Here is a 13,063-nt window from a genome sequence, read left to right as displayed (position 1 = left end):
GGCATTGCTGTCTCGTCATGTCTATCGAACCCCTTGAACCGAAAGGAACGATACCATGACCCCTCTGCTCAACCCGTTCAATGTTGCCCCTGCCACGATGAAGTCCTGGATGAACGCTTCGATGACCATCGCATCCAGTCTGGAAGCGAGCCTGATCGAGCTTGTCAAAATCCGCTCCTCGCAGATCAATGCCTGCGCCAATTGCATCAATATGCATACGCTTGAAGCACGCTCTCTTGGCGAAACCGAACAACGCATCTATTTGTTGTCGGCATGGCGCGAAGCGCCGTGCTACTCTGAGCGCGAACGTGCGGCTCTGGGATGGGTCGACGCGCTGACCCGCCTGTCGCAAGGCCATGATCTGGAATACGCCCGCACTGCCATGCAAGCACAGTTCACCGAGGAGGAGCAAGTGAACCTTACGCTGATGATCAACATCATCAATGGATGGAACCGCATGGCGGTTGGCTTTGGTCTCTGGTTCGAACCGGAAGCCAAGAAGCCGGCAGTAAAGGCAGCCGTCTGATGGTCGACATATCCTCGCAAGGCGATGCAGCCGAAAGCTTCGATCCGCTGCGCCCGAAACTGATCCGCGTCGCCTATCGCATGTTGGGCTCGGTTGCCGATGCCGAGGATATGGTGCAAGAGGCGTTCATCCGATGGATGAACGCCGACCGCAGCGAGGTGCGTGAGCCGGAAGCGTTTCTGCGCCGCACCGTTACCCGCCTGTGCCTCGATTTTCTGAAATCCGGGCGCAACCAGCGCGAAACCTATTTCGGGCCGTGGATTCCCGATCCGGTTGTCGAAGAGGAAGCGGATGATGATGTTACCCTTCCGCTCATGCTGGCGCTGGAGCGTCTCTCGCCACTGGAACGCGCCGCCTTTCTGCTGCACGATGTCTTCGGGCTGGATTTCGACGAGATAGCCAAAACAATCCAGCGCGATGCTGCCGCCTGCCGTCAGCTTGCTGCACGCGCCCGCAAGCATGTGCGCGACGAGCGTCCCCGTTTTCAGGTCGACAAGCAGCGCGGGCTGGAACTGGCGCAGGCCTTTTTCACCGCGTCGCGCAGCGGCGATATGAATGCGCTTGGTGCGATGCTGGCAGCCGATGTCAACCTTCAGGCTGATGGCGGCGGCAAGCGCCCGGCTTTCCCGAAGCCTGTTTTCGGCTTCGACGAGGTGATGAAAACCCACGAGAAACTGGCAGGCTATTTCCGTGGCAACCAGTCCACGCTTTTGCGTACGGTCTTCATCAATGGTTTGCCCGGCATCATCACGCGTGAAGCCGATGGCGAAATCCAGACGACAGCTCTCGATATTGAGGACGGCAAGATTGTCGGCATCTATGTGGTGCGCAACCCGGACAAGCTAAAGCACCTGCACTGAGCAATACCGGCTCCCACTTTCGGGAGACATGCTTATTTGTTTTCACGCATGTCTTTGTCCCGAAACCGGTCTCCACTTTCGGGAGACATGTTTACTTGCTTTCAAGCATGTCTTTATCCAAAAACCGGTTCCCACTTTTTGGAGACATGCTTACCCGATCAGGTAGCGGCAGGCGCCTGCCGCGCCAATGCCGATCAGCACTGTTGGAAGCATGGAAAAGCGCGTTGCGGCGAAGATCGTGATTGCAAGCGCGATCAGGTCGGCAGGCTTGTCGGACACGAAATCGGGCGCGATGACCGAAATCAGAACACAGCCGGGCGCGGCTTCCATCACCGCCGTCGCACGCTTGCTGAGCGTGCGGTTGCGCAGCAGCACATAGCCGCCGATCCGCGTGAGATAGGTGACGCTTGCCATCAGAACGATGGTCAGAACAGCTAATGGATCGATCATTCTTCACCTGCCAGCAGATAGGCTGCAACAAGACCGGACAAGGCACCGGCGGCGACATACCAGGCGCCGGGAATGGTGAGATAGGTCAGCGCGGCCACCACAAGACTGACCAGCCATGGGCGCGCTGCCGCAAAACCTTTCCACATGCCCGCCAGCAGCACCAGAAACACTGCCGGGAATGCCATGTCGAAACCATAGGGGCGCAGGTCTCCCATCATCGGCCCGAAGGCGGCACCCAGCGTCGTGAAGACGACCCAGGCGAGGTAGAAAGGTATGGCCACACCGGCATAGAAGGTGAGGCTCAGCGCCGGATTGACGCCTTTCGACTGGCGACGTTTGGCATCCGCAAGGCCGAGCGCCCAGCTTTCATCGCACATCAGAAACAGGCTCGCAAAAGCCTTGCGCTTGGGCAGATGGCGGATGAAGGGCGCCAGAGCCGCGCCCATCAGCAGATGGCGGCTGTTGACCAGAAAGGTGATCGCAACAATCAGGAGGACATGCGGCGGCGAGGTCCAGAGCTGGATGGCCGCGAATTCCGATCCGCCTGCAAAGTTCAGCCCGGTCATCACGGGGACTTCAATGACGCTGAGGCCCTTTTGCGCGGCCTGCGCGCCCAGAACCAGCGCATAGGGAATAATGCCAAGCAGAACAGGCAGACCGGCTGCGGCCCCGCGACGGAATTCCGAGCCGCGCCCGGATCTGCTTTTTCGAGGCACATAGGCCTGTGAAATATCCATAAAATTCCCGTTGGCTCGTCGCTGATTAACAACCGCCCCTTGCTCAGTCTCTTGCATATTTGCTTGAGAAGTTTCGCGACTATATCCAATTTCGCGAGCAATTTGGTTGCGAATTATGCCCTTATGCATCAATATTTGGCAGGGAATGCCAATAAGATTGGCATAAATGGAATTGAGCGCCAATGAAGCTGGATGAGATTGACAAACGGATTCTACGCGTACTGCAGCGCGACGGTCGCATTGCCAACAATGATCTCGCGCGCGAGGTCGGTCTTTCGCCTTCGCCATGCCTGCGGCGGGTGAAGCTTCTGGAAGAGGCGGGCGTGATCGACCGTTATGTTGCGGTCCTGAACCCGGCCAAGGTCGGCAAGGGGCTGACTTTTTTCACGCGCATCCGGCTGGACCAGCAGGATGAGGAAACGCTGCAGACCTTCGCCAAGGAGATATTGAAGCTGCCGCAGGTGCTCGAATGCTATTTCATGCTCGGCGATTATGATGCGATGATCCGGGTGGTTGCGGCGGATATCGAGGATTACCGCCGCTTCCAGTCGGAATATCTGAGCCGGATCAAGGGCGTTCAGAACCTGAAGACCGACGTACCGAGCCAGACGGTCAAGCAGACTTCCGAAATGCCCCTGTAGCCACCTCTGCGGCCCGGTTTTGCGTTATGACCGGATCGGGCCGCGCCAGTTCCGCATTGACCCGATCTGCCAGTTCGAAGAAACGTCTGCGCACCTGCGGAGCATAGGGATTGGCATGTTCGATGGCCTGAAACACTTCCGGCGCATCGTGACGGACCATGCCGACCGCCTGCATCAGAAGGTCGAAGCTCTTCGTTGTCATGCGGGTTGGTAGCGGCTCCATTTGCACCAGAACCTTGGCGATCAGATGCGTCAGCCCCTGAACCATTGCCGCCTCGCGGTCATGATCTTCCGGCGTTGTTATGATGACATCGAGCGCAAGTTCCCTTTTCAGGAAAGCAGCAATGCGGTGGAACCGCGTGCCGCGTACGGGACAGACGGCGATTTTCAGACCTGTTATGCCGTCGCGTGCACTCTGCGGACCGAAGAGCGGATGTGTGGCGACGATATCGACATGCGCAGGCAGGCCGCGCCGCATGGTATCGGCGGGGCCGACCTTGACCGAGCCGACGTCGAGAACAAGCGCACCGGGGCGCAGATGCGGGGCGATCATTTCCACCACGCGGTCAAGCGTTGCGACCGGCGTTGCAAGGATGACGATATCGCAGAGGGCGACCTCTTCCAGAGAGGTCAGGGTGACGCCATGCATCAGCGCTGTCCGTTCAAGGTCTGCGGCAGGATCGTAAGCATATAACTGGAAATACGGGTTCAGGTGACGGGCGATAAGCTGCCCGAATGCACCAAAGCCGATAATGCCAATTTTCATATGCTGATTGTTGTCGCGAGACATGGACTGACCTCTTTAGGGCCGCATGGCCAGAGGTGCTGTCCTTGAAACTCAACCGCTGGCAATGCAGCGGTTGAACTATGACAAAGCAAACCCGCCGCTATATGAGCGGGGCGTAATAAGACCGAGTGTTGATGAGTGCTTTGTTCATGCCGTCTAGCTATTCCTGCTTCGGGCGCATGTCAACAGCTTCACTTGGCACACGATGAAGTCCTTACGGGAACATCTTCGCTGCTTTGCCTTCGGCAAGCGTTTTGCCGCTGGCGTCGAGCGCCTTCACCGTCCACGAATAGTTATGGGAACCGCCTGGAGGGCAAGGCCCCTTGTAGCGGAATGCGCCATAGGGAATAGCGGCCTTGCCATTATAGGCGACCTTGCCACCGCCATGTTCAAAACCCATGGCATTGCGATCCACCATGCGGAACGTCAGCGTTTTCGTTTCCTTTGGAACGCCGGTGATGTTGAACGGCGGCGACTTTGAATCGAAGCATTTCTTCGTCGGTCCCCACTGGAACGACACGCCGAGATCTGCCGACAGCGCAGGCGTCGCCATTGCGGCCATGATAGCAGCCGCAACAATCATTTTCTTTTTCATCATATTTCCTTCCAAGCCCCGACATAGACTCGCTATGCCACGGTTGGAAGGTTAGTATTTTTCCAATTGCACGCAATAGGGGAAAACATCCGGCGCAGAAATGTTGCGCTGTCCTTGTGACGATAAAAGTACGTCTTGACATGAAGCCGGGTTCTGAAAGCCTATTTCATATAGGCGCGAACCACGTCGACCAGTTCGCCTGCACCTTCGTCGCGCTCTTTTTGCGGAAGGGAGCCATCGGCAACATGCATCAGAATATGGTCTTCAATCACCTCCGCCATCAGCCCATTGACCGCGCCGCGTACGCCCGCAATCACCTGCATGACTTCCGCGCAGCCCTTCTCTTCTTCGAGCATCCGTTCCACACCCTCAAGCTGGCCGCGAATGCGGCGCACGCGGTTGATGAGCTTCTGCTTTTCGCGGATGGTGTGGGTCATGGAAGCTTCGATCCTTCATGGCAATGTTGCTGGCATTCATGCATGTCTCCCAAAACCGGTTCTCTCTTTTGGGAGACATGCTCCATATTCAGGCGGCGCGCGCTTCCACCTCCACTGTCACATGCGACAAATCATGGATTGCCGCAAGCTTCTTCCGGTAATAGGACGGCGCTCTTGGTTCTTCAGCGATGATTGAAACAATGGCCCCGTGATGACCCGGCCCGAGTTGCCAGACATGCAGATCGGCAATTTCTCCACCCTCACGATTGATGATTTCCGTAATCTCCTCTGGCAGGTCTTCGTCCTCGGGCAGATAGTCCAGCAGTGTTGAACCGGTGTCTTTTATCAATCCCCATGACCAGTTTGCGATCACCAGCGCACCGACGATGCCCATTGCCGGATCGAGCCAGAGCCAGCCGTAAAGACTGCCCAGCAGAAGCGCTGCGATGGCAAGAACCGATGTCAACGCATCGGCGAGCACATGCATATAGGCTGCGCGCAGGTTCCGGTCGTGGCCTCCCGCATGATCATCACCATGATCATGGTGGTAATGGCCATGGTGGTGAGAATGATCGTCCCTGAGAAGCCAGGCACAGACGAGGTTAACGATAAGCCCGATGACCGCGACCAGAATGGCTTCGTGAAAATTGATGTTTACCGGAGCGGTGAAACGCCAGAAGCTTTCCCAGCCGATAAGCAGGGCGATCAGCGCCAGAACAATTGCACTGGCAAATCCCGCCAGATCGCCGAGCTTCCCCGTGCCGAAGGTAAAGCGCGAATTATGTGCGTGCTTGCGTGCATAGAGATAGGCAAGGGCCGCAATCAGCATTGCCGCTGCATGGGTGGACATATGCCAGCCGTCGGCGGTCAGCGCCATGGAGCCATAAAGGTTTCCAGCAACGATTTCGATGACCATCATCGTTGCCGTGATGGCGATCACGATCCAGGTGCGCTTTTCGTTGCGCCGGTGATTTTCGCCCAGGAAGACATGCTCATGTCTGGAATTCAGGTGATGGCCGGAATGGTTCGTATGATGATGCACGCTCATTGAAACAGCCTTTCTATTAGAATAGGGGGGTATACTATTTTTAAAAGGCTGACAAATCACACTTGCAGGAGCGGCCTTAACCTCGATCAGCGCTGTCGGGTATATGCGGCGTCTCTGAATGGCAGAAAAACTCACCTTTCGAAGTAGGGCTTACGCCTATTCGAGAAGGCTTATGGCCTGATTGCCGGAATCTTTTCGGGAGCGCGATCGGCTAAGATCAGATTCGTAAACTTGGGGCAAAGCATTGAGGCGCCGCTGATCCGGGCAACACGGAACGACGCTTCAGTTTTTGAAGCTGCGCATCGTGCTTTGCTAGAAATCCACGCTGATTTTCAGGCCGGTGCCGTAACGAGAAGAGCGGAGGGATACATGTCTTCAGGAAAGAATGCGCATTCACCGCGCAGTCGTGCGCGACGGCATTTTCTGGGTCTTACAGCCGCCACTGCCGCCAAGGTCGCGGCACTGGGTGTGTTTGCTTCAATGGTGTCGTCACGTCCGTCGCAGGCCCTTGGCAACAAGTGGTGGCATGGCGGCCACGGCGGTGGTGGTCATGGTGGCGGTGGCTCCAATTGCCTGTTGAAAGGCACGCTGATCGAAACGCCGATGGGGCCGGTGGCAGTGGAGACATTGTCCGTCGGCGATCTTGTGACAACGGCTCGGGGTGAAACGCGCCCGGTCAAATGGATGGGCTGGCAGAGCCATAGAAAAGGCGGCTCACAATGGAATGAGAATGTGATGCCGATCCGCGTCAAGCGCTTTGCCATCGACAGCAAAACCCCGCAACGCGACCTTTATCTTTCGCCCAACCACGCACTGCTTATCGATGGTGTGCTGATCCGCGCGAAGGATCTGGTCAACGGCCAGAGCATAGCACGGGTGGCGATGGACACGGCTATCGATTACTACAATATCGTTCTCGACAGTCATGATGCCGTGCTGGCGGAAGGGGCTGCCGTGGAAACCTATCTGATGCGCGGCGACAGCTATAGAAGCTTCACGAATTTTGCCGAGTATCAGGAACTATATCCGGATGAAGCCAATATCGTCATGAGCCCGTGTGCGCCGCTCATGGGCTATGAAGGTGCCCGCCAGCACATGCATGCATTGTTATGCCTGAGCGGCATTCTTCCACTACGCGACGTGGTTGAGGAAACCTATCAGCGTTTGGCGGCAAAGGTCGGTGAGAGTGTAGCGTAAAAGAGTGAATAGCACCGGGCGGTGGTAAGAAAGGCGGGGCGCTGATTGGCACTCCGCCTTTCCATATGAGTGGGCTCAAGCAATGGCCTATATTCTGTCCATCAGTGCATACCACGACAGGGCAAGGAACAGCAGCGGCGAGCGGAAAGTGCGACCGCCGGGGAAGGCTGGAATGCGCAGTTCCTCGAACAGTTTCAACCGGTCGCGATTGCCTGCGACGGTTTCCGCGTAGAGCTTGCCCATATAGTTGGCCAGCATGACGCCATGGCCGGAATAGCCGCCTGCGGAAATGACGCCCGGCATCACTTCGCGCACGAAGGGCTGGCGCGGCATGGTGATGCCGACTGATCCGCCCCATGCATGGGTGATTTCAACCTTGTCCAGTGCCGGATAAATCTCGGCGATCTGGCGGCGAATATGCGTGCTGATGTCGCGTGGATTGTCGGCAGTATAGGCTTCGCGCCCGCCGAACAGCAGTCTGCCATCCTTCGAACGCCGGAAATAACGCACCACAAAGCGGGAATCGTCGATGGATTCACCGCCCGGAATAATGGGGCTGTCATCGCCGAGCGGCACTGTTGCGCCGATGAAGGAGCGGATCGGCATGACATGCGATGCGCTGACCGGCTCAAGCAATCCGCCATAGGCATTAACCGCGATGAAGGCGTTTTTCGCGACAATGGTTCCGCGGTTGGTTTCGACTTCGACCCGTCCGCTTGCGGTGCTGATTTTGGTGGCTCTGGTGTCTTCAAACAGCTTTGCGCCTGCTGCATGGGCAGCCTTTGCAGTTCCGACTAGCAGTTTCAGCGGATGGATATGACCGGTGCCTGCGTCATAGACGCCGCCAAAATAGCGCTCTGAACCGAGGAGGCTCACTGTTTCCGTGCGGTCGAGCAGACGCAGATGCTGATAGTTGAAGCGACTCGCCATCAGCTCGACATGGCGTTCATACGACTTCAGATAGCGCGGCTTGTGTACGACCGAAATCTGGCCGGGCACATATTCCATGTCGATGTTGTGTTCGTCGGCAAAGGCAAGGAGATAGGCCTTGGCCTCTTCCGCCACGTCGAACAGGGCCTTGGCGCGTTCAAAGCCATATTCGGCCTCGAGGTCCTCGGCCCATGTGCGCTGACCGGTGCCGAATTGGCCGCCATTGCGCCCCGACGCCCCATCGCCGAACCGCGCTCCGTCGATGAGCGTGACATCCACACCCTGTCTCGCCAGATGATAGGCAGCCGAAAGCCCCGTATATCCGCCGCCAATGACGACGACATCAGCCTGCCGCGAGCCATCCATCTCGGGATATTGCGGTCGGTCGGGAACAGTCGCCTCGTACCAGGAATAGCCGGGTGAGATTGGGGACTGGTAGGGCATTGGCGATTCCGTTTAAGGGAGTAGGGGAATAAGGGAATAGGGGAGTATGTCAGGTTTCCGATAATTTGCGGATAAGAAGCCGTAGCAGTTTTCCGACACTTTCGCTCATAGCCATTATGGGTCCCATTTTTGCGCTTTCGATGAAACCCAACCTCTCAGCAATGAGCAAGTGGGTTTCCACTTCTTTCAAGGAGCCTTGGGCGATACGGAGAAACTGCTGGTAGGAGCCACGCGTATCGCGACCATAACCTTCAGCAATATTGGCCGGGACAGAAACAGCAGCGCGCCGAACCTGGCTGGTGAGGCCATAAATCTCCTCTTTCGGCCAGGTTTCAGTCGATTTGTATATAGCTGTCACGAGCTCCATTGCTTGTTGCCACACAAGTATATCGCGATAAGAATTGATTGCCACAGCCACGCCCCCGCATATCTGCTTACTCCCTTACTCCCTTACTCCCTTACTCCCTTAAACATTGAGCAACAAAAACTCGCGTTCCCACGGGCTGATGACTTCCATGAAGGTTTCGAACTCTGCGCGTTTGATGGCGGCATAGGTCGTGACGAAGGAGCTGCCGAACAGATTGCGCAGCTCCGTGTCTTCTTCAAACAGCTCCACCGCGTCGATCAGGCCGCGGGGCAGCTCGATTTCCTTGGTGTTGACGCTGGTGGTCGCAGGCTGTTCGGCTTCAATCTTGTTCACAAGGCCGATCAGTCCGCAGGCAAGCGAAGCCGCCAGCGCGAGATAGGGGTTGGCGTCGGAGGAGGGGATGCGGTTTTCCACGCGGCGCCCGTTGGGATCGGAACGTGGCACGCGGAAGGCAGTGGTGCGGTTGTCGTAGCCCCATTTGACGTTGACGGGTGCGGAAGCATCCGGCGTCAGGCGGCGATAGGAATTCACATAGGGCGCGAACATGACAAGCGCGTTGGGCACATGACGCTGCATGCCGCCGATAAAATGGCGGAAAGCCTCGCTTTCACTACCATCCTCATTGGTGAAGATGTTGCGTCCGGTCTTCTTGTCCACGATGGACTGGTGAATATGCATTGCCGATCCGGGCTGGCCCTGAATAGGCTTGGCCATGAAGGTGGCATACATATCGTGCTTGAGCGCCGCCTCGCGGATCGTGCGCTTGAACATGAATACCTGGTCGGCCAGTTCCACCGGGTCGCCATGGCGCAGGTTGATCTCAAGCTGGCCAGCGCCTTCTTCGTGGATCAGTGTGTCGATCTCCAGCCCCTGACCTTCGGAGAAATGGTAGATATCGTCGATCAGTTCGTCGAACTCGTTGACGCCCGCAATCGAATAGCCCTGTCCGCCGCCAATAGCGCGGCCCGAGCGGCCGACCGGCGGGGTCAGCGGATAATCCGGGTCCGGGTTCTTGCGCACCAGATAGAATTCGATTTCCGGCGCAACAACCGGCTTCAACCCGCGCTTGCTGTAGGCGGCGACGACGTTGCGCAGCACGTTGCGCGGTGTGAACTCGACGGCACGCCCGTCCTGATAGACGAGATCGCAGATAACCTGTGCCGTCGGGTCGGTTTCCCATGGAACAGCCGACAGCGTGGAAAGATCAGGCAGCAGTCTCAGGTCGCCGTCATCCTCGGGATAATGGAAGCCGTAACCGTCTTCCGGATAATCACCCGAAATCGTCGTCATGAAGACGGCAGAAGGCAATGCCAGCGAGGTATTGGAGGTGAATTTCTTCGACGGCATCATCTTGCCGCGGGCAACCCCTGCCTGATCGGGGGTAATGCATTCGATGTCTTCGATATCACGCCAGGCAAGCCATTCGGTCGCCTGCTTCCAGTTCTTCACACCGCGAAGAGATTTGACATAGGCAGGCGTACGGCGACGCGGGGCGCGCGTAACCTTCTTTTCCGTCGTATCAGCAGACATCAATCACCAGAAAATGATTTCGATAGTGGCATGATAGCTGTGACCGTCCTCAATGACAAATGGGTCCGGCAAGCTTTTGTGTGCGCGATCGCAGAAAGCGCACACAAAAGAAATTTGATGCGTCAGAGGCCGAAATGGCCCTTGAGTGCAGGCACGTTCGCCACCAGCTGGTCGACCAGTTTCGGGTCATGATCGCGCACATAGTTGATTACCTGTCCGCCTGCTTCGGTGATCTGGTCGCTGGAGAGACCGCTGGAACGAAGCGTGGCAGCGGCTTTCAGAAGCGCGCTCATCTTTTCGCCCGCCACATTGTCCATCAGGCCCGACAGCGCACCCATGATGCCGCCAGTGCCCGTTGCAAGCACGTCGTGAGCGGCGGCGAGTTGCTGCGCGTCCGGCAGGAGCGCGAAAATCTTGTTGCCGATTTCAGGCGTGCTGTGCTGCAGCACGGAAAACACCGAACCGGCCAGCTTTTCTGCAAGCTGCGGATCGATGTTGATCTTGGTTGCAATACTGTCGATGAGAGACTGAACAGACATGAAAATTCCGTATTCCTTGCCCCCGCAAGGGGCGGTTCAAACCGCAGTTGGCGGGTAAGCCGTTAGGCTTCCACGACAACCATCTAGAAGCGACCCGGAGGCTGCTGCGCCGGATCGGGATGCAGGGATCATCAATGGTGCACCGACGTCAATGCATAAGGCGCGGCTTTGTTGGCGTTCGGTGAATTTTCAGTCAAGATTCAGCAAGTGGAATATTGAAGTGGCTTTTCAGTGCCGGGACGAAAGCAAAGAGCTTTCGCACAAGTTCTCGATCCCTTTGCCTTATATGGCGGACGACTGTCAGGAATGCCTGATTGGTCTGATCCATGCTCATGCCTGTCGATTTCAAGGCCGCCAGACCACAGACCAGTGCGCCTATTCTTTCGCCCGCGAAGTTTCCTGCGACATTGGAAACTGTTCCGAGGATGCCATTCGCTTGGTGATTTTCGGGATTGAGCACGTCATTGGCGCGTGCCAGTGCGGGCGCTCCGGGAATCAGGTTGAATATCTGCGGCGCGACAATGGGAGCCTCGTGTTGGATGATGGAGAGCAATATACCAACTGTTTGCTCGGCGGTTCCAGGGTCTATATTGGAGTTTGAGGCAATATTGTCTATCAAGGATTGGATTGACATGTCTCACCCATGAAAACTGATGAAATAATATTTGTCAGAACAATTTTATGATAAGTAATACTGTTATTTAGAATAATATAATTTTGTATTCTCTTATACGGTAAGAAAATACAGGGTGCTTCTGGTCGTGTGTTGCAAGAAGGCGTATAGGCTGCATTTGCTCATCTTCGTCGGACCCACTTGAAATGATTGTTCGCCCGCGTCCCCCTTTGTGGAAGGTCTTCTTTATTCTCAAGGGCTCCATCATCCTGCGTATCCTGCCGCAGATTTTTGCGGTTTTCCTTCTGTCGGTGCTGGTCGTCTGGGCGCATCGCGCTTTTCCCGGCTGGGTGCCAGCCGTCAACAACGGGACGGCCCTGGCGCTGCTCGGTATTGCGCTTTCGATCTTCCTCGGTTTTCGCAATAACGCCTGTTATGACCGCTGGTGGGAAGCCCGCAAAATCTGGGGCAAGCTCGTCTATACGACGCGCAATCTGGCGCGTCAGACGCAGTTGCTGGAAAATGTGCCGGGACTGGAAGGCAGGCGGGAAAAGCTGCTCCGTTATGCGATCGCGTTTTCGCAGGCAATGGTTAGTCATCTTCGGCCAGAGGGAACCGGCGGCTCAAACAAATACGACAAATGGCTGTCGGAAGAAGAGCGGAAGGGGTTGGCTCGAAGCCGCAACAAGCCCGATTTCATCTTGCGCCGGCTTGGTGTCGTGCTTGCGGATATGCGTGTGAAAGACGCTCTGCATCCGGTCGATTTCCGGACGCTGGACAGTTCAGTGTCCGCATTGGCAGAGGTTCAGGCGGCGTGCGAGCGGTTGCGGTTCACGCCTGTTCCCTTCGGCTATACGCTGCTTCTGCATCGCACAGCCTATCTGTTCTGTTTCTTCATACCGTTCGGCTTTGCGGATATGCTCGGTTGGGGAACGCCATTTGCGACGACGCTGGTGGCCTATACTTTCTTTGGTCTGGACGCGCTGGGCGATGAGCTGGAGGAGCCGTTCGGAACATTGCCCAACGATCTGCCCATCGGTGCTATCGCCGACACAATCGAAATCAATCTGCGGGAAGCACTGGGTGAGGAAAACCTGCCCGCCCTTCCTCAGCCCGTCGATTATCTTCTGATGTAAAAAAAAGCCCCGACTGGCAGGGCCAGCCGGGGAGGTCAGTTGAGGAAATCCGACCATAAAGCGAGTGGCAGATCAACCCCGTTTCATCGAATTTTACGGGCAACTGCCAGTTCGGACATTGTGTCGCTGCCAAAAGAGAAGTGTGTGAGCATGGCGGCGACGGCGATAGTCAGGAGCATCATCATTTGTCGTGGGTGACGATAACCGGGATCAAGAGATCGCCCCA

16 protein-coding genes are annotated in these 13,063 nt (G+C 56.5%); 5 read left to right on the top strand and 11 right to left on the bottom strand.

Translation table 11 applies throughout. The features are described 5' to 3' along the window. The first annotated feature begins 55 nt into the window (after window positions 1–55). Window positions 56–526 carry a carboxymuconolactone decarboxylase family protein gene (locus HWX93_RS19350; RefSeq protein WP_109989545.1) on the top strand — a complete coding sequence of 157 codons (471 nt, stop codon included), beginning with the start codon at window positions 56–58 and terminating at the stop codon, window positions 524–526. Further along, window positions 526–1,386 carry a sigma-70 family RNA polymerase sigma factor gene (locus HWX93_RS19345; RefSeq protein WP_109989544.1) on the top strand — a complete coding sequence of 287 codons (861 nt, stop codon included), beginning with the start codon at window positions 526–528 and terminating at the stop codon, window positions 1,384–1,386. Before HWX93_RS19350 ends, HWX93_RS19345 begins: the two co-directional genes overlap by 1 nt. A 150-nt stretch (window positions 1,387–1,536) precedes the next feature. On the opposite strand, the gene HWX93_RS19340 is transcribed toward HWX93_RS19345, so the two are convergent. Together HWX93_RS19340 and HWX93_RS19335 are read right to left on the bottom strand one after the other, a co-directional pair. Continuing rightward, window positions 1,537–1,836 (bottom strand): AzlD family protein, encoded by a 300-nt coding sequence (locus tag HWX93_RS19340; protein WP_010659133.1) that lies wholly within the window; start codon window positions 1,834–1,836, stop codon window positions 1,537–1,539. Next, a complete protein-coding gene (locus tag HWX93_RS19335; protein WP_176038382.1) occupies window positions 1,833–2,573 on the bottom strand; it encodes an AzlC family ABC transporter permease in 741 nt (246 codons plus the stop codon). Before HWX93_RS19335 ends, HWX93_RS19340 begins: the two co-directional genes overlap by 4 nt. A 182-nt stretch (window positions 2,574–2,755) precedes the next feature. Between HWX93_RS19335 and HWX93_RS19330 the strand changes: the two genes are divergently transcribed. Beyond that, window positions 2,756–3,214, top strand: coding sequence for an Lrp/AsnC family transcriptional regulator (locus HWX93_RS19330; protein WP_006473061.1), 459 nt, complete (start codon window positions 2,756–2,758; stop codon window positions 3,212–3,214). On the opposite strand, the gene HWX93_RS19325 is transcribed toward HWX93_RS19330, so the two are convergent. The 4 genes from HWX93_RS19325 to dmeF form a co-directional block, all read right to left on the bottom strand. Continuing rightward, window positions 3,186–4,004 carry a prephenate dehydrogenase gene (locus HWX93_RS19325; protein WP_176038381.1) on the bottom strand — a complete coding sequence of 273 codons (819 nt, stop codon included), beginning with the start codon at window positions 4,002–4,004 and terminating at the stop codon, window positions 3,186–3,188. The two genes, HWX93_RS19330 and HWX93_RS19325, sit on opposite strands and share 29 nt — an antisense overlap. Window positions 4,005–4,215: 211 nt before the next feature. Continuing rightward, window positions 4,216–4,599, bottom strand: a complete 384-nt coding sequence (locus tag HWX93_RS19320) for a YbhB/YbcL family Raf kinase inhibitor-like protein (RefSeq protein ID WP_235969148.1) — start codon at window positions 4,597–4,599, stop codon at window positions 4,216–4,218. A gap of 158 nt (window positions 4,600–4,757) precedes the next feature. Beyond that, window positions 4,758–5,033, bottom strand: a complete 276-nt coding sequence (locus HWX93_RS19315) for a metal/formaldehyde-sensitive transcriptional repressor (RefSeq protein ID WP_105544021.1) — start codon at window positions 5,031–5,033, stop codon at window positions 4,758–4,760. An 88-nt stretch (window positions 5,034–5,121) separates the two neighbouring features. Beyond that, window positions 5,122–6,081, bottom strand: a complete 960-nt coding sequence (gene dmeF, locus HWX93_RS19310; protein WP_176038380.1) for a CDF family Co(II)/Ni(II) efflux transporter DmeF — start codon at window positions 6,079–6,081, stop codon at window positions 5,122–5,124. A gap of 369 nt (window positions 6,082–6,450) precedes the next feature. Here dmeF and HWX93_RS19305 point away from each other — a divergent pair, with 369 nt between their 5' ends. After that, on the top strand, window positions 6,451–7,278 hold the full coding sequence (locus tag HWX93_RS19305) for a Hint domain-containing protein (RefSeq protein ID WP_176038379.1): 828 nt from the start codon (window positions 6,451–6,453) through the stop codon (window positions 7,276–7,278). An 87-nt stretch (window positions 7,279–7,365) separates the two neighbouring features. Here the strand turns inward: HWX93_RS19305 and HWX93_RS19300 are convergent, their stop codons facing one another. From HWX93_RS19300 to HWX93_RS19280, 5 genes are all read right to left on the bottom strand, one after another. After that, window positions 7,366–8,652 carry an NAD(P)/FAD-dependent oxidoreductase gene (locus HWX93_RS19300; RefSeq protein WP_176038378.1) on the bottom strand — a complete coding sequence of 429 codons (1,287 nt, stop codon included), beginning with the start codon at window positions 8,650–8,652 and terminating at the stop codon, window positions 7,366–7,368. A gap of 49 nt (window positions 8,653–8,701) precedes the next feature. Continuing rightward, complete coding sequence (locus HWX93_RS19295) at window positions 8,702–9,064, bottom strand: four helix bundle protein (protein ID WP_061347159.1); 363 nt, start codon at window positions 9,062–9,064, stop codon at window positions 8,702–8,704. A gap of 54 nt (window positions 9,065–9,118) precedes the next feature. Beyond that, window positions 9,119–10,549: a glutamine synthetase family protein gene (locus HWX93_RS19290; RefSeq protein ID WP_061346947.1), complete on the bottom strand. Its 1,431-nt coding sequence runs from the start codon at window positions 10,547–10,549 to the stop codon at window positions 9,119–9,121. Window positions 10,550–10,671: 122 nt separating this feature from the next. Then, entirely contained in the window at window positions 10,672–11,088 is a 417-nt protein-coding gene (locus HWX93_RS19285) for a DUF2267 domain-containing protein (RefSeq protein ID WP_176038377.1), read from the bottom strand. A 193-nt stretch (window positions 11,089–11,281) separates the two neighbouring features. Then, window positions 11,282–11,722, bottom strand: coding sequence for a hypothetical protein (locus HWX93_RS19280; RefSeq protein WP_176038376.1), 441 nt, complete (start codon window positions 11,720–11,722; stop codon window positions 11,282–11,284). Between the two features lie 185 nt (window positions 11,723–11,907). On the opposite strand from HWX93_RS19280, the gene HWX93_RS19275 reads away from it, so the two are divergent. Next, entirely contained in the window at window positions 11,908–12,837 is a 930-nt protein-coding gene (locus HWX93_RS19275) for a bestrophin family protein (RefSeq protein ID WP_176038375.1), read from the top strand. Window positions 12,838–13,063 lie beyond the last annotated feature (226 nt).

The sequence above is a fragment of the Brucella tritici genome (assembly GCF_902825325.1).
In the GTDB taxonomy this organism is placed as follows: domain Bacteria; phylum Pseudomonadota; class Alphaproteobacteria; order Rhizobiales; family Rhizobiaceae; genus Brucella.
The sequence above is the reverse complement of the archived record's forward strand: the minus strand, read 5'-3'. Positions and strand labels throughout refer to the sequence as shown.

Excerpts from the sequence above, each read along its gene's own strand:
- HWX93_RS19350 (WP_109989545.1), top strand. The coding sequence starts at position 56 with ATGACCCCTCTGCTCAACCCGTTCAATGTTGCCCCTGCCACGATGAAG.
- HWX93_RS19345 (WP_109989544.1), top strand. The coding sequence starts at position 526 with ATGGTCGACATATCCTCGCAAGGCGATGCAGCCGAAAGCTTCGATCCG.
- HWX93_RS19340 (WP_010659133.1), bottom strand. The coding sequence starts at position 1,836 with ATGATCGATCCATTAGCTGTTCTGACCATCGTTCTGATGGCAAGCGTC.
- HWX93_RS19335 (WP_176038382.1), bottom strand. The coding sequence starts at position 2,573 with ATGGATATTTCACAGGCCTATGTGCCTCGAAAAAGCAGATCCGGGCGC.
- HWX93_RS19330 (WP_006473061.1), top strand. The coding sequence starts at position 2,756 with ATGAAGCTGGATGAGATTGACAAACGGATTCTACGCGTACTGCAGCGC.
- HWX93_RS19325 (WP_176038381.1), bottom strand. The coding sequence starts at position 4,004 with ATGTCTCGCGACAACAATCAGCATATGAAAATTGGCATTATCGGCTTT.
- HWX93_RS19320 (WP_235969148.1), bottom strand. The coding sequence starts at position 4,599 with ATGATGAAAAAGAAAATGATTGTTGCGGCTGCTATCATGGCCGCAATG.
- HWX93_RS19315 (WP_105544021.1), bottom strand. The coding sequence starts at position 5,033 with ATGACCCACACCATCCGCGAAAAGCAGAAGCTCATCAACCGCGTGCGC.
- dmeF (WP_176038380.1), bottom strand. The coding sequence starts at position 6,081 with ATGAGCGTGCATCATCATACGAACCATTCCGGCCATCACCTGAATTCC.
- HWX93_RS19305 (WP_176038379.1), top strand. The coding sequence starts at position 6,451 with ATGTCTTCAGGAAAGAATGCGCATTCACCGCGCAGTCGTGCGCGACGG.
- HWX93_RS19300 (WP_176038378.1), bottom strand. The coding sequence starts at position 8,652 with ATGCCCTACCAGTCCCCAATCTCACCCGGCTATTCCTGGTACGAGGCG.
- HWX93_RS19290 (WP_061346947.1), bottom strand. The coding sequence starts at position 10,549 with ATGTCTGCTGATACGACGGAAAAGAAGGTTACGCGCGCCCCGCGTCGC.
- HWX93_RS19285 (WP_176038377.1), bottom strand. The coding sequence starts at position 11,088 with ATGTCTGTTCAGTCTCTCATCGACAGTATTGCAACCAAGATCAACATC.
- HWX93_RS19280 (WP_176038376.1), bottom strand. The coding sequence starts at position 11,722 with ATGTCAATCCAATCCTTGATAGACAATATTGCCTCAAACTCCAATATA.
- HWX93_RS19275 (WP_176038375.1), top strand. The coding sequence starts at position 11,908 with ATGATTGTTCGCCCGCGTCCCCCTTTGTGGAAGGTCTTCTTTATTCTC.